This window comes from Streptomyces sp. NPDC053426, from assembly GCF_055585405.1.
This window is the reverse complement of record NZ_JBVJKE010000015.1, coordinates 45,112-67,791: the sequence shown is the minus strand read 5'-3', so window position 1 is coordinate 67,791 and position 22,680 is coordinate 45,112. Positions and strand designations below refer to the sequence as shown.

At 71.6% G+C, this 22,680-nt stretch carries 18 protein-coding genes and 1 pseudogene; 17 read left to right on the top strand and 2 right to left on the bottom strand.

All coding sequences use genetic code 11. The features are described 5' to 3' along the window. Positions 1-199: 199 nt before the first annotated feature. Positions 200-1,399 carry an MFS transporter gene (locus ACZ62B_RS27875; RefSeq protein ID WP_468888674.1) on the bottom strand — a complete coding sequence of 400 codons (1,200 nt, stop codon included), beginning with the start codon at positions 1,397-1,399 and terminating at the stop codon, positions 200-202. 132 nt (positions 1,400-1,531) lie between these two features. Between ACZ62B_RS27875 and ACZ62B_RS27870 the strand changes: the two genes are divergently transcribed. The 17 genes and pseudogenes from ACZ62B_RS27870 (at position 1,532) to ACZ62B_RS27790 (ending at position 20,322) form a co-directional block, all read left to right on the top strand. Continuing rightward, a complete protein-coding gene (locus ACZ62B_RS27870; protein ID WP_344563999.1) occupies positions 1,532-2,125 on the top strand; it encodes a TIGR03086 family metal-binding protein in 594 nt (197 codons plus the stop codon). Between the two features lie 67 nt (positions 2,126-2,192). Continuing rightward, on the top strand, positions 2,193-2,951 hold the full coding sequence (locus ACZ62B_RS27865; protein ID WP_468888680.1) for an MBL fold metallo-hydrolase: 759 nt from the start codon (positions 2,193-2,195) through the stop codon (positions 2,949-2,951). 146 nt (positions 2,952-3,097) lie between these two features. Further along, positions 3,098-3,784 (top strand): GntR family transcriptional regulator, encoded by a 687-nt coding sequence (locus tag ACZ62B_RS27860; protein WP_344563995.1) that lies wholly within the window; start codon positions 3,098-3,100, stop codon positions 3,782-3,784. Further along, positions 3,781-4,689 (top strand): dihydrodipicolinate synthase family protein, encoded by a 909-nt coding sequence (locus tag ACZ62B_RS27855; RefSeq protein WP_468721426.1) that lies wholly within the window; start codon positions 3,781-3,783, stop codon positions 4,687-4,689. Before ACZ62B_RS27860 ends, ACZ62B_RS27855 begins: the two co-directional genes overlap by 4 nt. Then, positions 4,686-6,407, top strand: coding sequence for an L-arabinonate dehydratase (araD, locus tag ACZ62B_RS27850; protein WP_344563991.1), 1,722 nt, complete (start codon positions 4,686-4,688; stop codon positions 6,405-6,407). Before ACZ62B_RS27855 ends, araD begins: the two co-directional genes overlap by 4 nt. 96 nt (positions 6,408-6,503) lie before the next feature. Continuing rightward, complete coding sequence (locus tag ACZ62B_RS27845; RefSeq protein WP_344563989.1) at positions 6,504-7,436, top strand: carbohydrate ABC transporter permease; 933 nt, start codon at positions 6,504-6,506, stop codon at positions 7,434-7,436. After that, on the top strand, positions 7,433-8,329 hold the full coding sequence (locus ACZ62B_RS27840) for a carbohydrate ABC transporter permease (protein WP_344563987.1): 897 nt from the start codon (positions 7,433-7,435) through the stop codon (positions 8,327-8,329). Before ACZ62B_RS27845 ends, ACZ62B_RS27840 begins: the two co-directional genes overlap by 4 nt. Continuing rightward, the gene (locus tag ACZ62B_RS27835) at positions 8,326-9,675 is read left to right on the top strand and encodes a pectate lyase family protein (RefSeq protein WP_469692480.1); all 1,350 of its coding nucleotides are present in this window, start codon (positions 8,326-8,328) and stop codon (positions 9,673-9,675) included. The genes ACZ62B_RS27840 and ACZ62B_RS27835 overlap by 4 nt, the downstream gene beginning before the upstream one ends. Then, complete coding sequence (locus tag ACZ62B_RS27830; protein ID WP_344563983.1) at positions 9,672-10,832, top strand: Gfo/Idh/MocA family protein; 1,161 nt, start codon at positions 9,672-9,674, stop codon at positions 10,830-10,832. The genes ACZ62B_RS27835 and ACZ62B_RS27830 overlap by 4 nt, the downstream gene beginning before the upstream one ends. Further along, positions 10,829-11,674, top strand: coding sequence for a DUF6807 domain-containing protein (locus tag ACZ62B_RS27825; protein WP_344563981.1), 846 nt, complete (start codon positions 10,829-10,831; stop codon positions 11,672-11,674). The genes ACZ62B_RS27830 and ACZ62B_RS27825 overlap by 4 nt, the downstream gene beginning before the upstream one ends. After that, entirely contained in the window at positions 11,671-13,188 is a 1,518-nt protein-coding gene (locus ACZ62B_RS27820; RefSeq protein WP_344563979.1) for a glycoside hydrolase family 43 protein, read from the top strand. The genes ACZ62B_RS27825 and ACZ62B_RS27820 overlap by 4 nt, the downstream gene beginning before the upstream one ends. Positions 13,189-13,224: 36 nt before the next feature. Then, positions 13,225-14,262: pseudogene (locus tag ACZ62B_RS27815) on the top strand (pectate lyase family protein); the annotation flags it as partial. Positions 14,263-14,370: 108 nt separating this feature from the next. Next, entirely contained in the window at positions 14,371-15,726 is a 1,356-nt protein-coding gene (locus tag ACZ62B_RS27810) for an ABC transporter substrate-binding protein (protein ID WP_344563977.1), read from the top strand. A 151-nt stretch (positions 15,727-15,877) separates the two neighbouring features. After that, positions 15,878-16,675, top strand: coding sequence for a rhamnogalacturonan acetylesterase (locus tag ACZ62B_RS27805; protein WP_344563975.1), 798 nt, complete (start codon positions 15,878-15,880; stop codon positions 16,673-16,675). A 62-nt stretch (positions 16,676-16,737) separates the two neighbouring features. After that, positions 16,738-18,072 (top strand): pectate lyase family protein, encoded by a 1,335-nt coding sequence (locus ACZ62B_RS27800; protein WP_469692476.1) that lies wholly within the window; start codon positions 16,738-16,740, stop codon positions 18,070-18,072. Between the two features lie 65 nt (positions 18,073-18,137). Then, positions 18,138-19,259 (top strand): pectinesterase family protein, encoded by a 1,122-nt coding sequence (locus ACZ62B_RS27795; protein ID WP_469692474.1) that lies wholly within the window; start codon positions 18,138-18,140, stop codon positions 19,257-19,259. Next, positions 19,243-20,322 carry a dienelactone hydrolase family protein gene (locus tag ACZ62B_RS27790; RefSeq protein ID WP_469692472.1) on the top strand — a complete coding sequence of 360 codons (1,080 nt, stop codon included), beginning with the start codon at positions 19,243-19,245 and terminating at the stop codon, positions 20,320-20,322. The genes ACZ62B_RS27795 and ACZ62B_RS27790 overlap by 17 nt, the downstream gene beginning before the upstream one ends. On the opposite strand, the gene ACZ62B_RS27785 is transcribed toward ACZ62B_RS27790, so the two are convergent. After that, positions 20,300-22,510: a glycoside hydrolase family 43 protein gene (locus ACZ62B_RS27785; protein ID WP_469692470.1), complete on the bottom strand. Its 2,211-nt coding sequence runs from the start codon at positions 22,508-22,510 to the stop codon at positions 20,300-20,302. The two genes, ACZ62B_RS27790 and ACZ62B_RS27785, sit on opposite strands and share 23 nt — an antisense overlap. Positions 22,511-22,680: the final 170 nt, after the last annotated feature.

Sequence of the window (22,680 nt, the reverse complement as noted above, 5' to 3'; positions counted from 1 at the left end):
TCGGCGGGGTGCCTCCCCCACTCTCGGCTCCTCCCCCACTCTCGGCTTCGCTCGAGCGGGAGGGACCCCCATGAGCGGGAGGTACCCCCACCGCCCACCCGTGCCGCCCTGGGGGTACCTCCCAGGCCCTTGAGGCACTGGGGGAGGCACGATTGCCCGCAGCTGCGGCGGCACAGCCGCCCGCTGTCGGGCGGCCGGGTCATGTCGGGGTGGTGTGTGCGCGGTGGGCGAGCAGGGTTGCCGCCGTTGCCGTCAGGGCGCAGCCGGCGGTGGCCAGGAGCAGGCGGTGGTCGAGGAGTTCGACCAGGGCCGCGCCCGCCGCCAGGCCGAGGACGTTCGGCGCGTGGACCAGGGTGTTGGCGGTGGCGGTGACCCGGCCCAGCAGGGGGGCCGGGGTCTCGCGTTGCACGGCGGTCAGCGTGGCGATCAGTACGGCGGGCAGGCCCGCGCCGATCGCCGCGCTGCACGTCCATGCCAGGGGGTCGTCCGGCACCGCGCGCAGTGCCACCGCGACCGCCAGTACGGCGATGCCGTACGCCGCGAAGCGCCGTTCGCCGAGGCGGCGCAGGGCCGGGCCGGAGAGCAGGCCGACCGCCACCGACCCCGCGCCCTGGACGGCGTACAGCACACCGGCGTACGCGGGGGAGTGGCCGAGGGCGTCGACCACGGCGTAGACCAGCGCCCCGCTCAGGCCCGCGCACAGCATCGTGGCGCCGCCCGCCAGCACCAGCGGGCGGAGCACCGGATGCGCCCACAGATGGCGGGCCCCCTCGGCCGTCCGCTTCCGGCGGCTGCCCTTCGGGCGCGCCGGTCGTTCCTCCCGTACCCGCAGGAGCGCGTACACGACCGTGGCGAGCAGGAAGGTGACCGAGTCCAGGACGGCGACGGCCGCCCCGCCGTACGCCGCGTAGAGTCCCGCGCCCGCCAGCGGGGCCAGCAGTTTCATGCCCTCGTTCGCGGTCATCCGCAGGCCGTTGAAGTCGCCGAGCAGGGAGCGGTCCACGGCGGTGGCGATCAGCGCCGACTCGGCCGCGTCGTGGACGACGCCCGCCGCGCCGTACACGAACAGCACCGCGTACAGCAGCCACAGCCCGCGCGGTGAGCCGACGGCGCACAGGGCGAGCAGGAGCACCGCCATGAGCAGGCTCGCGGCGATCAGCAGCGGGCGGCGGCGGAACCGGTCGGCGAGCGTGCCCAGCAGCGGGCCGGCGAGGGTGGGCGCCCACATCGCCAGCGCGCACAGGGCCGCGAGGCCGTCCGAGCCGGTGAGGTCCTTGACCCACACGCCCGAGGCCAGCCACAGCGCGGAGGTGCCGAAGCCGGAGACCACCACCCCGGCGAGACAGAGGCCCGCATTCCGGTCCCGCACCACGCGGGCCGCCGTCCATGTCGTCGTCATGCCTGGTCATCGTGGTTCTAAGGACCGGTCGCGGGGATCGGGCAGGTGCCTTAGAAGCGGGGCGGCCGGGCGATGAGTTCCGCGGCCGGGATCGGTCCACCTTCCAGGAAGACCGTCAGGAGGAGCAGCCCGATGACCGACACCACCCTCGACCTCGGACCGCAGACCCGGATCGTGGCGCGTCTCGCCGGGGGCGTCACGGACGAGCGACTGGCGGACGGGACGCCCTGCCCGCGGTACGCGGTACGGAACATGCTGGGCCACCTTCTCGGGCTGGCCGTCGCCTTCCGGGACGCGGGCCGCAAGGAGCTGGGCGTCACCACCGACACCAGCCCGGAGGCCGCCCTGCCGGACATCGGGCCCGGTTGGCGCGAGGAGCTGCCCAAGGTGCTCGACGAGCTCGCCGAGGCCTGGCGGGACCCGGCCGCCTGGACCGGCATGACCCGCGCCGGCGGCGTGGACCTGCCCGGCGCGGCCGCCGGTGCCGTCGCCCTCGACGAACTGGTGATCCACGGCTGGGACCTGGCCCGCGCGACCGGCCAGTCGTACGCGCCCGACCCGGCCGCACTGGAGGCGTCGTACGACTTCCTCCTGGCCAGTGCCGCGGACTCCGACGGGGGCGGCGGCATCTTCGGCCCCGTCGTCCCCGTCCCGCCCGACGCCCCGCTCCTGGACCGGACGATCGGGCTGAGCGGCCGGGACCCGGGGTGGAGGCGGCCTGCATGACCCGGGCTGGGCGTGGCCGAGGTTAAAGCGCGCGCGAGGGCCGGGGAGCGCCTCGTAGCCTCCCCGCATGACTTCCGATCTCACCCTCACCGTCCTCGGCACCGCCTCCCCGCACCCCGGCCCGGACCGCCCCAGCTCCGGGTACCTCCTGCGCGGCGGGGGCGCCGAGGTGTGGGTGGACGCCGGGTTCGGGACGTTCGCCGAGTTGCGGCGGCACACGGACCCCGCCCGCATCGACGCCGTGTGGATCTCCCACCTGCACGCCGATCACAGTGCCGATCTGCTCGCCGCCGTGTACGGCCTGGCGTACGGCGGGCTCACCCCGCCCGCGCCGATCCCGGTCCACGCGCCGGCCGACTGCGCGCGGCGCCTCGCGGGGTTCTTCGGGCGCCCCGACGCCGGTTTCCTCAGCGGCGTACTCGACTTCCGGCCGCTGGACGACGGGCAGGCCGTCCGCTACGGCGGCCTGTCCCTCACCTCCACCGCCGTCGTCCACGACGTCGAGGCCTACGGGCTGCGCGCCGAGTGCGCGGGGCGCGTCCTCGCCTACTCCGGGGACAGCGGACCGTGTGCCGCCCTCACCGGACTCGCCCGCGACGCCGGCCTGTTCCTCTGCGAGGCGGACATCGACGAGCATCGCGAAAGCGAACGGGTCCACCTGACACCCGAGGACGCCGGTGACACCGCCCGGCGGGCGGGCGTGCGCGAACTCCTCGTCACGCACGTCGGTCCCACGCTCACCCCCGAGGCGGCGACCGTCCGGGCCGCCTCCGCCTTCGGCGGACCCACCGCCACCGCCCGGGAGGGCCGCACGTACACCGTGTGAGGCAACGCCAAGTTCCTTTGTCGGAAGCATTGACGAAACTCCGGGCCGCTCTTACGGTCATCGGCGTCGTACTTCGTACGTCATATATGAGACGCGATACGCGAGATCCGATACGCGAGATCCGACGCGAAATCCGAGAGGCGCGCATGACCTCTGTGCCCACGCCGATCCCCTCCCGCACGCAGTACGTGCTGGAGGAGATCAAACGCCGCATACTCACCGGCCGGTTCACACCGGGCCAGGCCCTGGTCGAGACCGACCTCGCCGCACAGTTCGGGGTGTCCAAGACCCCGGTGCGCGAGGCGCTCAAGACCCTGGCCGGCACCGGTCTGGTCGTGATGAGCCAGTACAAGGGCGTCACGGTGCGCATGGTCGACGCGGACATGGCACGCGAGGTCTACGACGTGCGGCTGCTCCTGGAGCCCGAGGCACTCAAGCGCGCCGTGCGCCGCGGCGCCTCCCTGGACGCCGCGCGCGACGCGCTGACCCGCGCCGACCAGGCCGGCGACACCGCCGAACGGTCGCTCGCCAACCGTGAGTTCCACCGCGCCCTCTACGTGCCCTGCGGCAACCCGCTGCTCGGCCGGATGCTCGACGAGGTCCGCGACCAGGCCGCCCTCGTCTCGGCCGTCGCCTGGGCCGCCGACCCCTCCTGGGAACGGGAGGCGAGCGAGCACCGCGAGATCCTGCGGCTCGCGCTCGACGGGGACGCGGACGGCGCGGCACGCGCCCTGCACTCGCACATCGCGTCGTTCGTGCGACGGGCCTTCCCCGAGGTCGAAGAGGACTTCGAGGCGGCCCCGGAAGCCCAGAAAGAGGACGGTCAGGCATGACAACGACGTTCGAGTCCCAGCGGGCGGCCCTGGCCGACGTGGTGGCGATCCCGGTGACCCCGTTCGCCGAGGACGGCTCCGTCGACCCAGGCACCTACCGGGCCCTGCTGCGTCGTCTCCTCGACGGTGGCATCACGACCCTCACCCCCAACGGCAACACCGGCGAGTTCTACGCGCTGACCCCCGACGAGCGCCGGCTGGTCACCGAGCTGACCGTCGAGGAGGCCGGCGGCCGCTCGGTGATCCTGGTCGGGGTGGGCCACGACGTGCCCACCGCCGTCGACTCCGCGCGGCACGCCCGTGAACTCGGCGCGCAGATGGTGATGGTGCACCAGCCCGTCCACCCCTACGTCTCGCAGAGCGGCTGGGTCGACTACCACCGCGCGATCGCCGAGGCGGTGCCCGAACTGGGCGTCGTCCCCTACATCCGCAACGCCCAGCTCACCGGCGCCCGGCTCGCCGAACTCGCCGACGCCTGCCCCAACGTGATCGGCGTGAAGTACGCCGTGCCGGACGCGTCGAAGTTCGCCGCCTTCGCCCGCGACGCGGGACTCGAACGGTTCGTGTGGGTCGCCGGGCTCGCCGAGCCGTACGCGCCCTCCTACTTCTCGGCCGGCGCCACCGGCTTCACCTCGGGCCTGGTCAACGTCGCCCCGTCCGTCTCGCTGAACATGATCGAGGCGCTGCGCTCCGGCGACTACCCGACCGCCATGAAGGTGTGGGAGCAGATCCGCCGCTTCGAGGAACTGCGCGCCGCCAACGGCTCCGCCAACAACGTCACCGTCGTCAAGGAGGCCCTCGCCTCCCTCGGCCTGTGCCGCCGCGAGGTCCGCCCGCCGAGCAGACCGCTGCCGGAGAGCGAGCGCGCCGAGGTCGCCGCCATCGCCGCGGGGTGGGCCGTATGAAGTCCCCCGAGCAGCTCCGCAGCCACCAGTGGTACGGCACCGACGGCCTGCGCTCCTTCAGCCACCGCGCCCGCACCCGCCAGCTCGGCTACCTCCCCGAGGAGCACCTGGGCAAGCCGGTCATCGCGATCCTCAACACCTGGTCCGACATCAACCCCTGCCACGTCCACCTGCGCGACCGCGCGCAGGCCGTCAAGCGGGGGGTGTGGCAGGCGGGCGGCTTCCCCCTCGAATTCCCGGTCTCCACCCTCAGCGAGACCTTCCAGAAGCCGACCCCCATGCTCTACCGCAACCTCCTCGCCCTGGAGACCGAGGAACTGCTGCGGTCGTACCCGGTCGACGGAGCCGTGCTGATGGGCGGCTGCGACAAGTCCACGCCCGCCCTGCTGATGGGCGCCGCCAGCGTCGACCTGCCCACCGTGTTCGTGCCCGCCGGGCCGATGCTGCCCGGACACTGGCGCAACGAGGTCCTCGGTTCCGGCACCGACATGTGGAAGTACTGGGACGACAAGCGCGCCGGTGTCATCGGCGACTGCGAGATGCTGGAGCTGGAGAGCGGCCTGGCCCGCTCGCCCGGCCACTGCATGACCATGGGTACGGCGTCCACGCTGACCGCCGCCGCCGAGGCCCTCGGCGTCACGGTCCCGGGCGCGTCCAGCATCCCGGCCGTCGACTCCGGGCACGACCGGATGGCCGCCAAGGCGGGCCTGGCCATCGTCGACCTGGTCCACAAGGACCGCAAGCTGAGCGACATCCTCACCGCGGACGCCTTCGAGGACGCGGTCACGACCGTCCTCGGACTCGGCGGCTCCACCAACGCCGTCATCCACCTGATCGCCATGGCCGGCCGCGCGGGCGTCAAGCTCACCCTCGACGACTTCGACCGCATCGCCCGCACCGTCCCGGTGCTGGCCAACGTCCGCCCCGGCGGACAGACGTACCTGATGGAGGACTTCCACTTCGCGGGCGGACTGCCCGGGTTCCTCTCCCGGATCCCGGACCTGCTCCACCTGGACCGTCCCACCGTCTGCCACGACACCCTGCGCGAGCAGATCGCCGGCGCGCAGGTGCACGACGACGACGTCATCCGCACCCGCGACAACCCGGTCGCGGACGAGGGCGGGGTCGCCGTACTGCGCGGCAACCTCTGCCCGGACGGCGCCGTCATCAAGCACATCGCCGCCGAGCGGCACCTGCTGCAGCACACCGGCCGTGCCGTCGTCTTCGACGACTACAAGGAGATGCAGCGGACCATCAACGACCCGGCGCTGGGCATCACCGCCGACAGCGTGCTGGTCCTGCGCAACGCCGGCCCCAAGGGCGGCCCCGGCATGCCCGAGTACGGGATGCTGCCCCTGCCCGACCACCTGCTCAAGCAGGGGGTGCGGGACATGGTGCGGATCTCCGACGCCCGGATGAGCGGGACGAGTTACGGCGCGTGCGTCCTGCACGTCGCCCCCGAGTCGTACGTCGGCGGACCGCTCGCCCTGGTGCGCACCGGGGACTCGATCACCCTCGACGTCGAGAACCGCGTCCTTCGGCTCAATGTCGACGACGAGGAGCTGAAGCGCCGCCGGGAGCGGTGGACGCCGCCGCCCGAGCGCTACGAGCGCGGTTACGGCGCGCTCTACAACGAGCAGATCACGCAGGCCGACACCGGCTGCGACTTCGAGTTCCTCGCCCGACCGGGCACGGTCCAGGACCCGTACGCCGGCTGACCGGCCGCGGGTCCAGGCCCCCGCACACATACGAAGAAAGCGCTTCACACGCACACGCACCACACAGCACGACGTACCGAGAAACGGAGAACAGTCATGGCCCATGCCGCAGCCGTGGCGAAACCGCCCAGGCCACCCCGGCGGCGCCGTGCCTCCGCCACGCCCCGCAGGCTCCCGTACCTGCTGATCGGGCCGGCCGCCCTGCTCATGCTGGGTTTCATCGCGTACCCGGTCATCAGCGTCTTCTACTACAGCCTGCAGAACTACAACCCCACCAAGCCCTGGCGCAACGGCTTCGCGGGCTTCGACAACTTCACCCGCATCTTCACCGACGACCCCCTGTTCTGGGACACCCTCGTCTTCAGCGCCAAGTGGGTCTTCGTCGAGGTCGGACTGCAGCTGCTGTTCGGCCTGGCCCTCGCCCTCATCGTCAACCAGACCTTCGTCGGCCGCGGTCTGGGCCGCGCCCTCGTCTTCTCCCCGTGGGCCGTCTCCGGCGTGCTGACCTCCGCGATCTGGGTGCTGCTCTACAACTCCCAGACCGGCATCACCCGTTACCTCGCGGACATGGGCATCGGCGACTACGGCACCAGCTGGCTGTCGGACACCTCCACCGTCTTCCCGGCGGCGGTCGTCGCCGACCTGTGGCGCGGTGTCCCCTTCTTCGCGATCCTCATCCTCGCCGACCTCCAGTCCGTCTCGAAGGACCTCTACGAGGCCGCCGAGGTCGACGGCGCGAGCCGCTTCAAGCAGTTCTGGCACATCACGCTGCCGCACCTGAAGGACGCCATCATCCTGTCCACGCTGCTGCGCATGGTGTGGGAGTTCAACAACGTCGACCTGCTCTACACGCTGACCGGCGGCGGACCCGCGGGCGAGACCACGACACTGCCGCTGTACATCGCCAACACCTCGGTGGACGCCCACGACTTCGGCTACGCGTCGGCCCTGACCACGGTCGCGTTCCTCATCCTGCTCTTCTGCTCGATGGTCTACCTGCGGCTGAGCAAGTTCGGAGGCGAGAAGTGATCACCGAAGAGGCCACCGTGGCCGCCCCCGCCCCCGCGCGCACCACCCCCGAGCCGCCCCGGCCGAACAAGAAGCGCCGGGCCTGGGACGAGGCACCCCGCTGGCAGATCTACCTGCCGCTGGGCATCTACCTCGTCTTCACCCTCATCCCCTTCTACTGGATCCTGCTGTTCGCGCTCCGCCCGGCCGGCTCCTCCTCGCTCATCCCCTGGCCGATGACGACCGTCCACTTCGAGAAGGTCTGGACGGACCGCAGCTTCGGCACCTTCTTCTACAACAGCGTGCTGGTCGGCGTCGCCACCCTGATCATGACGACGCTGGTCGCCCTGGCCGGCGGCTACGCCCTCGCCCGGTTCGACTTCAAGATCAAGCGGGCCTTCATGCTGGCCCTGCTCTGCTCCCAGTTCGTGCCCGGCGCGCTGCTGCTCGTCCCGCTGTTCGAGATCTTCGCCGAACTGCAGATGATCAACTCCCTCGGCAGCGTCATCATCGCCGAGACGGTCTTCCAGCTGCCGCTGTCGATCATCCTGATCAGCAACTTCATCAAGAACGTGCCGTACTCCCTGGAGGAGGCCGCCTGGGTCGACGGCTGCAACCGGTTCAAGGCCTTCCGGGTGGTCGTCCTGCCGCTGCTGCGGCCCGGTCTGATCGCCGTCGGCTCCTTCGCCTTCGTCCACTCCTGGAACCACTTCCTGTTCGCCCTGATGTTCCTCAACAACCAGGAGAAGCAGACCATCCCGGTCGGCCTCAACACCCTGATGAGCGCGGACAGCGTCGACCTCGGCGCGCTCGCCGCGGGCGGCATCATCGCGGCCGTCCCCGTCGTGATCGTCTTCGCCTTCATCCAGAAGTGGCTGATCACCGGGTTCAGCGCGGGGGCGGTGAAGGGATGAGGCTGCGCCAGGCGGTGACGGCCGCCACCCTGCTGAGCCTGTTCTGCGTGCCGGCGCACGCCGACGACACCCACGACACCGGCCCCGCCACCCACGACACCGGCCGCGACACCCGCGACACCGGACGTGACATCGGCCGCGAGACCCTCGCCCCGAACGACGGCTGGGCCGCGGCGGAAGGCGGCACCACCGGAGGCGCCGCCGCCGACGACGCCCACGTGTACACCGTGACCGACCGGGCCGGACTCGTCCGCGCCCTCGACGGCGGCAGCGACACCCCGAAGATCATCAGGATCGCCGGGACCATCGACGCCAACACCGACGACGACGGCCGCCGCCTGGACTGCGCCGACTACGCCACCGACGGCTACGACCTGAAGAAGTACCTGGCCGCCTACGACCCCCGCACCTGGGGGCAGGCCAAGCCCAGCGGCCCGCAGGAGGAGGCCCGCAAGGCCTCCGCCGCCCGGCAGGCCGAACGGGTCGTGCTGCCCGTCGGATCGAACACCACCCTCGTCGGCACCGGCAGCGGCGCCGTGCTCAAGGGCGCGAGCCTCCAGGTGAAGGACGCGGACAACGTCATCGTCCGCAACCTCGAACTCCGCGACGCCTACGACTGCTTCCCCGTCTGGCAGCCCAACACCGGCGGCCTCGGCGACTGGAAGACGGCGTACGACAACCTCTGGCTGAGGGGCGCCACCCACGTCTGGGTCGACCACGTCACCGCGAGCGACAAGGGCCACCCGGACGAGAAGGAGCCCACCCACTTCGCCCGCAACTACCTGCGCCACGACGGCCTGCTCGACATCACCAACGAGTCCGACCTGATCACCGTCTCCTGGAGCCGGTTCGCCGACCACGACAAGGCGATGCTCATCGGCAACAGCGACTCGGCCACCGGCGACCGCGGCAGGCTCCGGATCACCCTGCACCACAACGAGTTCGAGTCCGTCGCCCAGCGCGCCCCGCGCGTCCGCTACGGCCAGGTGCACCTCTACAACAACCGGTACGTGATCGACGACCGGGACGCCGGACACCGCTACTCCCTCGGCGTCGGGACCGGGTCCGCCCTCTACGCGGAGAACAACGCCTTCACCACACCCGGCCACGTGGAGGTCGCCGACCTGGTCAAGAGCTGGAACGGCAGCGCCCTGCACGACAGCGGCACCCTCTTCAACGGCTACCCGGTCGACCTGCTCGCCATCCACAACGCCTACAACTCGGGCAGCGAACGCGACCTGACCGCCGACGTCGGCTGGACGCCCACCCTGCACGGCGAGGTCGAGGACGCCGCCGCGGCCGACCGGGCGGTGGCGAGGGGCGCGGGCGCGGGGAGGCTGCGATGAGGACACCCCTGCCCGTCGTCCTGGCGGGCGCCCGCGGCCACGGCCGCTGGCACGTCGCCAACATCCGCCGCCTGGAGCGTGCGGGACTGGTCCGGCTGGCCGGCATCTGCGAGCTGACCCCGCTGACCGAGGAGGAGGCCGGCGGTGAACTCCCCGAGCAGTCCGCCGACTTCGGCGCCCTGCTCGACTCCACCGGCGCACGGATCGCCGTGATCTGCACGCCGATCCCCACCCACACCGACCTCGCGCTGACCGCCGCCCGGCGGGGCGTGCACCTGCTCCTGGAGAAGCCCCCGGCACCGTCGTACGCCGAGTTCCGCCGGATGGCCGACGGGGTCGCCGAGGCCGGCGTGGCCTGCCAGGTCGGGTTCCAGTCGCTGGGCTCGCACGCCGTGCCGGCCATCCGCGAGCTGGTCGCCGAGGGCGCGATCGGCGAGCTGATGGGCATCGGCGGGGCCGGCGCCTGGGTGCGCGACGAGGCCTACTTCCGCCGGGCGCCCTGGTCGGGCCGGCGGCGGCTGAACGGCGCCGACGTGATCGACGGCGCGCTGACCAACCCCCTCGCGCACGCCGTCGCCACCGCCCTCGCGCTCGGCGGCAGCGCCCGCGCCGAGGACGTCACCGGCATCGAGACCGAGCTCGCCCACGCCAACGACATCGAGGCCGACGACACCTCCTGCGTACGGATCACCACCGCGCGCGGGCTCCGCGTCACCGTCGCCGCGACCCTGTGCGCCGAGCGGGCCGACGAGCCGTACGTCCTGCTGCACGGCAGCAGCGGCCGCATCACCTTCTGGTACAAACAGGACCGCGTCCTGCTCCAGCGCGGCGGCCACGGTCCCGAGGAGTACCACCACGGCCGCACCGACCTGCTGGAGAACCTGGCCGACCACCTCACCACCGGCGCCGGACTGCTGGTCCCGCCCGACGGGACGGGCGCCTTCATGCGGGTCGTCGAGGCGATCCGCCGGGCCCCCGACCCGGAGCCGCTGCCCGACGCCGCCTGGCACCGCGTCCCCGGCGAGAACCGCCGGGTCGTCCCGGGCATCGACGGACTCGTGGCCGCCGCCGCCGACACCCTCTCCCTCTACTCCGAACTGGGCGCGCCCTGGGCGCCGCGCACCGAGCACCCCCGATACGAGGTGAGCACCCGATGACCGGCAACGACTCCCCGGTACTGCGCGTGGCGGGCCGCCCCGTCGGCCGCTACGTCACCCGCCCCGAACTGCCCGCCCGGCTCTCCCCGCGCCCCTACCTGCACCCCGTCACCACCCTGGCCGGCACGGCCGTGACCGAGTTCAGCCCTGCCGACCACCTCCACCACCTCGGCGTCGGTGTCGCCGTTCCCGACGTCGAGGGGCACAACTTCTGGGGCGGACGCACCTACGTCCGCGACCGGGGGCCGACCGAGCTGGACAACCACGGCGCCCAGCGGCACACCGCCTTCCAGCTCCGCGACCCCGACGGCTTCGTCGAGGAGCTGCGCTGGGTCGCCGCCGGCACCGAGCTGCTGCGCGAGCGCCGCACGGTCGCGGCCACCGAACTCACGGGCTCCGCCTGGGCGCTGGACTTCACCTTCTCCCTCACCAACGTCACCGGCGCGCCGCTCACCATCGGCAGCCCCGCCACCAACGGGCGCCCCGGCGCCGCCTACGGCGGCTTCTTCTGGCGCGCCCGCAAGGAGGACACGGCCCCCGGGGTCTTCACCGCCGACCGCGAGGGCGAGCGGGAGGTCCACGGCACCCGCGCCGACTGGCTCGCCCTGACCGGCGACACCTGGTCGCTGGTGTTCGCCGGGGCGACCGAACGGACCCGGCGGGACCCGTGGTTCGTGCGCACCGAGGAGTACCCGGGCGTCGGCTCGTCCCTCGCGTACGACGAACGGCCCGCGATCGCCCCCGGCGACACCCTCGTCCGCCGGATCGTCACCGTCGTCGCCGACGGCCGCCTCGACGCCGACGGCGCCGCCACCCTCGTACGAAAGGCGGTGGGCCCGTGACCCCCGAGGCCGCGGACACGTACACCAACCCCGTCCTGAACGCCGACTGGTCCGACCCGGACGTCGTCCGCGTCGGCGACGACTTCTACCTGACCGCCTCCAGCTTCGGCCGCGCCCCCGGACTGCCGCTCCTGCACTCCCGCGACCTGGTCAACTGGACGCTGGTCGGCCACGCCCTCGAACGCCTGGAACCCGAAGCCGAGTTCAGGACGCCCCGGCACGACTGCGGGGTCTGGGCCCCGTCCCTGCGCCACCACGACGACCGGTTCTGGATCTTCTGGGGCGACCCCGACCAGGGCATCTTCCAGGTCAACGCCCCCGAGATCCGCGGCCCCTGGACCCGGCCGCTGCTGGTGAAGGCCGGCAAGGGCCTGATCGACCCGTGCCCCCTGTGGGACGACGAGACCGGCGAGGCCTACCTCGTGCACGCCTGGGCCAAGTCCCGCTCCGGCGTCAAGAACCGTCTCACCGGCCACCGGATGCACCCCCACGGCACCGAACTCCTCGACGAGGGCAAGGTGATCGTCGACGCCGACCGCATCCCCGGCTGGTTCACCCTGGAAGGGCCCAAGCTCTACCGGCACGACGGCTGGTTCTGGATCCTCGCCCCCGCCGGGGGAGTGGAGACCGGCTGGCAGGGCGCCTTCCGCTCCCGCGAGTTCTTCGGCCCGTACGAGGAGAAGGTCGTCCTCGAACAGAAGGACACCGACGTCAACGGCCCCCACCAGGGCGGCTGGGTGCGCACGGCAGCGGGCGAGGACTGGTTCCTGCACTTCCAGCAGCGCGGCGCGTATGGCAGGGTGGTCCACCTCCAGCCGATGCGGTGGGCGGAGGACAGCTGGCCGGTACTGGGCGACGACGGCTCCCCGGTCGCCGGGCACGCCCGTCCCGCGCTGCCCCCGCAGTCGCCGGCCGCGCCCGCGACCGACGACGACTTCCCCGGCGGACGGTTCGGCCGCCAGTGGTCGTGGACGGCCAACCCCCGCGACGGCTGGGCCACCCAGCACTCCGGTGACGGGCTGCGGCTCGCCTGTGTCCGCTCGGCCGACGCGCACGACCTGCGCAGACTGCCGAACGTGCTCACCCAGCGGCTGCCCGGCGACCCCTCGGTGATCGAGGTGGAGCTGCGCCTGGACGGCGAGGAGCCGGGCGCGCGGGCCGGACTGGCGGTGCTCGGCGACGCCTACCGCTGGATCGGGCTCCAGCGCGGCGAGGACGGGACGGTCCACCTGGTGCACCGGTTCGCGGAGTCGGTGGCCCAGGCCGAGCGGGACGCCGACCACCCCCGCCCCGCACCCCAGGGACGGGTACGGCTGCGGATCGAGGCCGGCCCCGGGGCGCGCTGCCGCTTCTCCTACGACCTCGGCGACGGACCGCGCCCCACCGGCCAGGTCTTCGCCGCCACCCCGTGGCGCTGGGTCGGCGCCCTGCTCGGCCTGTTCGCGCTCGCGCCCGCCGGCGAGGGACACGCCGGCACCGCCACCTTCACCGGGTTCCGGATCGGAACCCGGTAACCACCGCACTCATCCGTACGCCTGTTGGGAGCCGCAGTGACGCACCGTAGCAAGCGTTTGCCGGGGACCGGCGGGGCGCTGACCGCCGTCCTCGGCCTGGTCGCCGCCCTGGCCCTCGGGACGGCCGGGCAGGCCCAGGCCGCCCCGGACCGGGAGACGGGATCACCCCGCCACACCGACCGGGCGCACGGCTTCGCCTCCCTGGCCGGCGGCACCACCGGCGGCCGGGGAGGCAGGGTCGTCACCGTCACCGACCAGGCCGCGCTGGCGAAGTACGCCGCGGCCGAGGAGCCGTACGTCATCAGGGTGGCGGGCTCGATCGCCGTCGCGCCCTTCGGCTCGGACATCGTGGTCGGCTCCGACAAGACGATCATCGGGGTCGGGGACACCGGCGAGATCGTCCACGGCGAGCTGCACCTGAACCCCGGCACGCACAACGTCGTCATCCGCAACCTGACCATCCGCGACAGCTACGTCGAGGGCGACTGGGACGGCAAGACCACCGACTTCGACGCGATCCAGATGGACTCCGTCCACCACGTCTGGATCGACCACAACCGCCTCACGCACATGGGCGACGGACTGCTCGACATCCGCAAGGACAGCGAGTACGTCACCGTCTCCTACAACCGGTTCGAGAACCACAACAAGGCGCTCGGCATCGGCTGGACGGACAACGTCCGCACCCAGATCACCATCGACCACAACTGGTTCACCGGCACGAAGCAGCGCAACCCCTCCGCGGACAACTGCGCCTACGCGCACCTGTACAACAACTACCTCTCCGCCCAGGTGGCCGACGGCGACCCGCGGTGGACGTACGGGAACTGGGCGCGCGGCGCGACGCGGATGGTCATCGAGAACAGCTACTACGACGGGGTCCAGCACCCCTACCAGGCGGACGCCACCGCGGAACTGGTGCAGCGCGGGTCGATCCTGAAGGACACGACCGGCCGGCACGACGCGTGGGGCGACGCCTTCGAACCGGGCGACTTCTACGACTACCGGCTCGACCCGGCCGCCGCCGTCCCCGCGCTGGTCAAGCGCTTCTCCGGGCCGCAGAAGCAGCTCGGCGCCCACTGAGCCGGCCCACCGGACCCTCCCACCGACCCCTCCCACCGACCCCCCCACGTGTTCAGTCCGTTCACCGCTCCGTCGAATCCAGAAGAAGAGAGCCGACCAATGAAGATCAGCATTCTCAGAAACAGCACAGGCAGGCGCCGGACCTCCACCGCCGTCGCCCTGGGGGCCGTGCTCGCCCTGACCGTCACCGCCTGCGGCGACGACGGCAGCGGCGGCGGAGACGGGGCCGAGGGCAGCGGCAAGGGCAAGATCGTCTTCTGGGACAACAACGGCGGTGTCCGCACCGAGATCTGGAAGGAGATCATCGCCGACTTCGAGAAGGCGAACCCGGACATCGACGTCCAGTACGTCGGCATCGCCTCCACCGAGTACCAGTCCAAGGTCGACACCGCCATCCAGGGCGGCGGCCTGCCGGACGTCGGCGGCGTCGGCGCCTCGATGCTCGCGGGCTTCGCCGCCCAGGGAGCACTCGACACGCTGGACTTCCGGCTGGCCAAGTCCCCGCTGAACGGCAAGCTCAACAAGGACATGGTCGAGTCCATGCGGGCCGCCGGCGGCGGTGACGACAAGCTGTACTCGATCCCGACCTCGGCGAACAACGGCGTGCTGTACTACCGCACCGACCTGTTCGAGAAGGCGGGCCTGGAGGAGCCGACCACCTGGGACCGGTTCTACGAGGCCGCGGAGAAGCTGACGAACAAGGGCAAGAACGAGTTCGGCTACACCATCCGCGGCGGCTCCGGCTCCATCGCCCAGGCCCTGGACGCGATGTACGGGCAGTCCGGCATCACCTCGTTCTGGGACTCCTCCGGCAAGAAGACCACGGTCAACGACCCGAAGAACGCCGAGGCCCTGGAGAAGTACGCGGGCCTGTTCAAGAAGGTCACCCCCGCGGCCGACCTGAACAACGACTTCACCAAGATGACCGCGCAGTGGGACACCGGCACGATCGGCATGCTGAACCACAACCTCGGTTCGTACCAGGACCACGTCAAGGCGCTCACCACCGAGAAGTTCCGGGGCATTCCGCAGCCGACCGGGCCCGGCGGCAAGCGGGTCCAGGTCTCCAACCCGGTCGACGGCATCGGCATGTTCAAGAGCTCCAAGAACAAGGAGGCCGCCTGGAAGTTCATCGAGTTCGCCGCGTCGGCGCAGTCCAACTCGAAGTTCAACGAGTCGGCCGGTCAGGTGCCGGCGAACACGGACGCGGCGAAGGACGAGTGGATCGGCAAGGCGGAGCCCACGAAGCTGGCGGCCGCGGCGTTGAACGACGGTTCCACCAGCATCGTGCAGCTTCCGTACTACCTGCCGGACTGGAACACGATTTCCAAGGCCGACAACGAGCCGAACTTCCAGAAGGTGCTTCTGGGGGACATGAGTGCGCAGGAGTTCCTGGACACGATGGCCGAGCAGTTGAACGAGGCTCAGGCCGAGTGGCAGGAGCAGAAGGGCTGACCCAGGGTCCCTTTTCGCCGGGGGCGGCCCGAGTCGTTTTTCGGGTACGGGCCGTCCCTGGTTTGTCGCGCCCACGCGGCGGAGCCGCAAATCGAAACGGCCCCGCGCCCCCAGGTAGTCGTCCGTCACCCCCGCCGAAAGGGTTACCGGCGTGTCTCTCAGCCGTAGACAGGTTACTTCCGCCGCCGTCGCTTCCATTCCTCTGGCGTTCGCCGCAACCGGTACCGCTCATGCCGGCGGACGCCGTCACCGCACCCTCTATATCGCCGGTGATTCCACCGCCGCGCAGAAGTACGCCGACGCCGCGCCCGAGACCGGGTGGGGAATGGCGTTGCCCTTCTTGCTCCACCGGCATCTCACCGTCGCCAATCACGCCGTGAACGGGCGGAGTTCCAAGAGCTTCGTCGACGAGGGGCGGCTCGAGGCGATCCTCTCCTCGATCCGGCCCGGTGACTTCCTCCTCGTCCAGTTCGCGCACAACGACGAGAAGTCCGCCGATCCCACCCGCTACACCGAGCCCTGGTCGACGTACCAGGAGTATCTGCGGATGTACGTCGAGGGGGCGCGGGCCCGTGGGGCGCGGCCCGTGCTGGCCACCGCCGTGGAGCGGCGGCGGTTCGACGCGGACGGGCGTGCCGTGCCGAGCCACGGGGAGTACCCGGCGGCGATGCGGGCGCTGGCCGCCGAGGAGCGGGTCGCGCTGCTCGACGTCCAGGCCCTGTCGCTGGCGTTGTGGCAGGAGCTCGGGGTCGAGGAGACCAAGGAGTACTTCAACTGGACGGCGACCGAGCAGGACAACACGCACTTCAACCCGCCGGGCGCGATCGCCGTGGCGCGGCTGGTCGCCCGGGAGCTGCTGCGCACCCGGGTGCTCGCGCCGCGCGACGTGCGGCGGCTGGACGGAGAGATCCCTCAGGCGTGGATCACCTGGCCGGAGGCCGTCGCGTAACACCCCCCGGACCGTGAAAGTCGCGTAACACCCCCTGGACCATGAAGAAGGAGAGCCGCACCATGAGCACATCCAGATGGCATGGGCATGCCACAGTGAGAGCCGCGTCGCTGGCCGGCTGCACCGCCCTCGTGCTGGCCCTGACCGGCACCGGCGCCCAGGCCCACTCCCCGTCGCACCACCACCGTGACGCCGCCCGGCAGACGCTGGGCGCGGGCGACGGCTGGGCCTCCCACGGCACCGGCACCACCGGAGGCGCCGACGCCGACCGCGAGCACGTCCACACCGTGCGCACCTGGGCCGAGTTCAAGGCGGCCCTGGCGGACGGCGGAGACGCCCCGAAGATCATCAAGGTGAAGGGGACCATCGACGCGGTCTCCGAGGGCTGCGAGGCGTTCGCCGCGCCCGGCTACGACTTCGACGCCTACCTGGAGGCGTACGCGCCGGAGACCTGGGGCCTGGAGCAGGACCTGAGCGCCGAGCCGGACGACAGCCCGGAGGGCCTGCGCAGGGCCTCCGCCGCAGCCCAGGACACGGCCATCAAGGCGTCCGTCCCGTCCAACACCACGATCATCGGTGTCGGCCGGAACGCCGGCATCAAGGGCGCCAGCCTCCAGATCAAGGGCGTGGACAACGTCATCGTCCGCAACCTCGCCCTCGAGAGCCCGATCGACTGCTTCCCGCAGTGGGACCCGACCGACGGCAGCCAGGGCAACTGGAACTCCGAGTACGACACCGCCGTCGTCCACGGCTCCACCCACGTCTGGCTGGACCACAACACCTTCACCGACGGCGAGCACCCCGACAGCGAGGCCCCGACCTACTTCGGCATGCTGTACCAGCAGCACGACGGCGAGCTGGACATCGTCAAGGGCGCCAACTACGTCACCGCCTCCTGGAACGTCTTCACCGAGCACGACAAGACGATCCTCATCGGCAACAGCGACAGCGAGTCCACCGCCGTCGGCGACCGGGGCAAGCTGAAGGCGACCTTCCACCACAACCTGTTCTCCGGCCTGGTCGAGCGCGCGCCGCGGGTCCGCTTCGGCCAGGTCGACGTGTACAACAACCACTTCGTGGCGGAGGACGGCTACTCCTACAGCTTCGGCATCGGCAAGGAGTCCCAGCTCGTCGCCGAGCACAACGCCTTCACCCTGGCGAAGGGCATCAGCCCGGCGAAGATCCTCAAGAAGTGGAGCGAGGCACCGCTCACCGCCGCCCACAACGTGGTCAACGGCAAGCGCACGGACCTGATCGCCGTGCACAACGCCGAGATCCCGGCCGAGACCCTCCAGTCCGGCGCCGGCTGGACACCCACCCTGCGCACCGCCGTCCACCCGGCCCGGGTCGTCCCGTTCCTGGTCGAGCACGGCGCGGGCGCCGGCCGTATCCGCTGACACCCGCGAGCACGGGCCGGGGCACTCCGCCCCGGCCCGGCACCCGTAGCCGAAGGAGCCCCCGCATGCCCTCGCCCCTGTCCAGAAGGAACTTCCTGCTCACCGGCGCCACGGCCTCCGCCGCGCTCACCCTGGCCGCCGTCCCCGCCCGGGCCGCCCACCGGCCCCGCCGCCCGTTCGGCCGGTACGGCTCACCCTCCGCCCGCCTCACCCCCGGCACCCTGTACGTCCACCCGCGCGGCGCCGGTGACTTCACCGGCGTCCAGGCCGCCGTCACCGCCGCGACCGGCACCGGACGCATCCTCGTCATCGCCCCGGGCACCTACCGCGGGACGGTCTCCGTCGACGCCGACCGCACCGACATGACCTGGCTCGGCGCCTCCGAGGACCCCCGCGACGTGGTGATCGTCCACGACAACGCGGCCGGCACCCCCAAGCCCGACGGCTCCGGCACCTACGGCACCTCCGGCTCCGCCACCACCACCGTGCGCCCCGACGGCTTCACCGCCCGCTGGATCACCTTCGCCAACGACTGGCTGCGTGCCGACCACCCCGGCACCACCGGCACCCAGGCCGTCGCCCTCAAGGTGCAGGGCGACCGCAGCGCCTTCACCCACTGCCGCTTCCTCGGCCACCAGGACACCCTGTACGCCGACACCCGCTCCCTGGACACCTTCGCCCGCCAGTACTTCGCCCACTGCTACGCCGAGGGCGACGTCGACTTCGTCTTCGGCCGGGCCACCGCCGTCTTCGAGCACTGCCACTTCCGCACCCTGGTCCGCCCCGACCTGGCGGCGGCCCCGTACGGCTTCGTCTTCGCGCCCTCCACCGCCGGCGCCAACCCGCGCGGCTACCTGGTCACCCGGAGCAGGATCAGCAGCGAGGCCCCCGACGGCTACTACAAGCTGGCCCGCCCCTGGGTGCCCAGCTCCGACACCACCGCCCGCCCCATGCTCACCGTCCGCGAGACCAGCCTCGGCGCGGGCGTCGACGCCGTCGCGCCCTACGCCAACATGCGGGACGCGTACCCCTGGCAGGACCAGCGGTTCGCCGAGTACCGCAACACCGGTCCCGGCGCGGTCGTCACCGTCCCCGAGAACCGCCCCCAGCTCACCCGCGCGGAGGCCGCCTCGCACACCCGTGAGGCGTACCTCGGCGACTGGCGGCCGTATGCCCGCCACCGGTGACCTGCCCGGATTCCATACGGCGCTCAAGGACGAGCTGACCTTCCCGCTCGCCTGGGGCACCTCGCCGGTCCGGGACTTCGGGGCGTGGCGGCGCACGGCCCGCGCGGTGGTCGAGGAGCACCTCCTCGTCGGCCGGCAGGACGGGACGCCGTACGCCCCGGAGTTCACCGCCCGTTCGGACGGCGACGGGTACACGCGGGAGCTGGTCACCCTCTCCCTCACCCGCCACGGACGGGTCCGCGGTGTCCTGCTCACCCCGCGGGGCGCCGGCCCGTTCCCGGCGGTCCTGCTGCTGCACGACCACGGGTCCCGGTTCGACATCGGCAAGGAGAAGTGCGTCCGGCCCTGGTACGACGACACCCGCCTCGCCTCCGCCGAGGAGTGGGCGGACCGGTGCTTCGGCGGGCGCTTCGTCGGCGACGAACTGGCCCGGCGGGGGTACGTGGTGTTCTGCGCGGACGCCCTCGGCTGGGGCGACCGCGAGCCGCTCGTCTACGAGCGGCAGCAGGCGCTGGCGAGCACCCTCTACCACCTCGGCTCCTCCCTCGCCGGACTGCACGCCCGCGAGGACCAGCGGGCCGCGGCCTTCCTGGCCGGCCTGGACCGGGTGGACGCCCGCCGGATCGCCGCCGTCGGCTTCTCCATGGGCGGCTACCGCGCCTGGCAGGCCGCCGCGCTCAGCGACGACATCGCCGCGGCGGTGAGCGTGTGCTGGATGACCGGCCTCAAGGAGATGATGGTGCCGGGCAACAACACCCTGCGCGGGCAGTCCGCGTTCCACATGCTCCATCCGGGGCTCGCCCGGCACCTCGACATCCCCGACGTGGCGGGCATCGCCGCGCCGAAGCCGATGCTGTTCTTCCACGGCGGGCTCGACGCCCTGTTCACCGCCGACGGGGTGCGCGTCGCGTACGACAGGCTGCGGGCCGTCTGGCGCGCGTGCGGTGCCGAGGAGCTGCTGCGGCTGAAGACGTGGCCGGAGCGCGGCCACGTCTTCGACGCCGTGATGCAGGACGAGGCCTACGCGTGGCTGGGGTCGGTCACCGCCGCCGCACCGGGCTGACCGACTCCAGGGTCGGCACCACCGGCTCGATCGTGCCGTCGGCCGCGAACTCCAGCCGGTCGACGGTGGTCTCGCGGTGCGTGCCGTCCCCGCCGGACGTGCCGGGGCCGTCGAGCGCGAACCGGTGGTAGACGATGTACCAGTCGTCGGTGCCGGGGGTGTTGACCACGGAGTGGTGACCGGTGCCGAGGATGCCGTACTCGGGGCGCTTGGACAGGATCGTGCCGCGCTCGGTCCACGGGCCGAGCGGGGACGGGCCGGTCGCGTAGGCCACGTGGTAGTCCTCGCTGCGGGTGTCGTCCTCGGACCACATGAAGTAGTACGTGCCGTCCCGCTTCACCACGAAGGAGCCCTCGCGGAAGTTGTCCGGGGTGATGTCCTTCACCCGCGCGGTGTCGAAGGACACCATGCCGTCGTCGAGCGGCGCCACATAGCCGTGCCCGTTGCCCCAGTACAGGTACGACTGCCCGTCGTCGTCGGTGAACACGGCCGGGTCGATCATCTGGCCGCTGAACTGCGTCTTTCCGATCAGCGGCTTGCCGAGCGCGTCCTTGAACGGGCCGGCCGGGGAGTCGGCCACCGCGACACCGATCTGCTGCTCGGCACAGAAGTAGAAGTAGTACTTCCCGTCGCGTTCCGCGATCGCGGGCGCCCACGCGTTCTTGTCGGCCCAGGACACGTCGGGACCGAGGTCGAGGATCACGCCGTGGTCCTTCCAGTGGACCAGGTCCCTCGACGAGAACGCCTTGAACCGCGTGCCGCCCCAGCCGGGGAAGCCGTCCGTGGTCGGGTAGATCCAGTACCGGCCGTCCATGTACCGCACGTCCGGGTCCGCGTACAGGCCGGGCAGGACCGGGCTGCGGGTGGGCACCGCCTCGACGGTCCAGGTGCGCCGCGTGCCGTCGGCGGCCGTGACCGTGTACGCCTGTGGCTCGCGGAAGTCACGGCGGGCACCGGGCCTCGGGCTGACCGTCGCGCCCTCGCCCACCCACAGCTTCGGCGCGAGGTGCCGCAGGTCCGCGTCCGGCTCCATCGGCAGCACGACCTTGCCCGTCTCCTCGCTGACGACGGCGTACCCCTTCTGGCCGGGGGCCGTGGCGTCCACGATCGACGTGGGGCTCTCCGGGTACGCGGCCAGCAGCCGGTCGTACTCCGCCCGCGTCACCGGGATCACCGTGCCGTGCCGGGGGCTGGCGGGAAGCCGGTAGTCCGTCGACGGGGTCCACTCGCCCGAGTCGAGGTCGGTGGTCTCGAAGGGGAGGTAGCCCCGGCCGCCGTACTCGTCGATGAACAGGTACCACTTCTCCTCGGTGTTCGACTTGAACACCGTCGGCCCCTCGCCCCGGCTCATCGCGCCGTTGCCGATGCAGTCGGAGACGAAGTCGTACGAGGGGTCGGTCAGCGACGCCGACTTCTCACCGGTGATGAACTTCGAGCAGGGCGAGCCGGAGGACGGGTCGCGCTCGTCCTTGGTGTAGCGGTAGTACGTGCCCTCGTGCTCGACGACGGTCGAGTCGATGACCGAGTAGCCGGGATCGTTCCAGACCTTCGGCTCGCTGAAGGTGCGGAAGTCCTTCGTGGTCGCGTACAGCATCCTGTTGTACGTCGATCCGGTGTGGTCCGGGTCGTCGTCGGCGTACAGCTTGGACGCCCAGAAGACGACGTACGCGTCGAGCTCGTCGTCCCAGTAGGCCTCCGGCGCCCAGGTGTTGCCCGCGTTGTCCGGGGAGACCCTCACCAGGCGCTGGTCGGTCCAGTGGACCAGGTCGGTGGACTCCCACACCATGATCGACTTGCTACCGTGCCGCTGGACCTCGTCCCAGCTTCCGCTGCTGCTCCGGTACATCCGCAGGTCGGTGGCGATCATGTAGAACCGGTCGCCCTCGGGGGAGCGGATCACGAACGGGTCGCGCAGTCCCTTCTCGCCGATCGTGGAGGTCAGCACCGGCTCGCCCGCGTTCAGCTCGCGCCAGTGCAGGGCGTCGTCGCCGCGGCTGAGGGCGTAGCGGATCTGCTCGCCGTCGGCGGTGCCCTCGCCGGTGAAGTAGGCGAAGAGGTAACCGGCGTACGTGGGCTTCTTCACGGGTGGTGCTCCGGGGTGTGCGGTGCCCGGCGGGGCGGCGAGCAGGGTGAGGAGGAGGGCGAGGAACGGGACGAGAAGCGTGCGACGGACGGTGTGGCGGCGCATGACACTTCCTGTCGGAGTCTGGGGGATTCTGTTGTTTCCCGGAGTGTCACCAGTGGAGTGCGGGGCGTCAACCGATGCGGGAGGGACGGGGAACGCCGAAAGTTTTCGGGTGTTTTCGCTGTTCGGGGGCTCGGACGACTTCCCGGCCCCGGGCGGCTTCCCGGCCCCGG

Excerpts from the sequence above, each read along its gene's own strand:
- ACZ62B_RS27830 (WP_344563983.1), top strand. The coding sequence starts at position 9,672 with ATGAGGACACCCCTGCCCGTCGTCCTGGCGGGCGCCCGCGGCCACGGC.
- ACZ62B_RS27795 (WP_469692474.1), top strand. The coding sequence starts at position 18,138 with ATGCCCTCGCCCCTGTCCAGAAGGAACTTCCTGCTCACCGGCGCCACG.
- ACZ62B_RS27825 (WP_344563981.1), top strand. The coding sequence starts at position 10,829 with ATGACCGGCAACGACTCCCCGGTACTGCGCGTGGCGGGCCGCCCCGTC.
- ACZ62B_RS27870 (WP_344563999.1), top strand. The coding sequence starts at position 1,532 with ATGACCGACACCACCCTCGACCTCGGACCGCAGACCCGGATCGTGGCG.
- araD (WP_344563991.1), top strand. The coding sequence starts at position 4,686 with ATGAAGTCCCCCGAGCAGCTCCGCAGCCACCAGTGGTACGGCACCGAC.
- ACZ62B_RS27845 (WP_344563989.1), top strand. The coding sequence starts at position 6,504 with ATGGCCCATGCCGCAGCCGTGGCGAAACCGCCCAGGCCACCCCGGCGG.
- ACZ62B_RS27855 (WP_468721426.1), top strand. The coding sequence starts at position 3,781 with ATGACAACGACGTTCGAGTCCCAGCGGGCGGCCCTGGCCGACGTGGTG.
- ACZ62B_RS27835 (WP_469692480.1), top strand. The coding sequence starts at position 8,326 with ATGAGGCTGCGCCAGGCGGTGACGGCCGCCACCCTGCTGAGCCTGTTC.
- ACZ62B_RS27865 (WP_468888680.1), top strand. The coding sequence starts at position 2,193 with ATGACTTCCGATCTCACCCTCACCGTCCTCGGCACCGCCTCCCCGCAC.
- ACZ62B_RS27860 (WP_344563995.1), top strand. The coding sequence starts at position 3,098 with ATGACCTCTGTGCCCACGCCGATCCCCTCCCGCACGCAGTACGTGCTG.
- ACZ62B_RS27785 (WP_469692470.1), bottom strand. The coding sequence starts at position 22,510 with ATGCGCCGCCACACCGTCCGTCGCACGCTTCTCGTCCCGTTCCTCGCC.
- ACZ62B_RS27800 (WP_469692476.1), top strand. The coding sequence starts at position 16,738 with ATGAGCACATCCAGATGGCATGGGCATGCCACAGTGAGAGCCGCGTCG.
- ACZ62B_RS27790 (WP_469692472.1), top strand. The coding sequence starts at position 19,243 with ATGCCCGCCACCGGTGACCTGCCCGGATTCCATACGGCGCTCAAGGAC.
- ACZ62B_RS27810 (WP_344563977.1), top strand. The coding sequence starts at position 14,371 with ATGAAGATCAGCATTCTCAGAAACAGCACAGGCAGGCGCCGGACCTCC.
- ACZ62B_RS27875 (WP_468888674.1), bottom strand. The coding sequence starts at position 1,399 with ATGACGACGACATGGACGGCGGCCCGCGTGGTGCGGGACCGGAATGCG.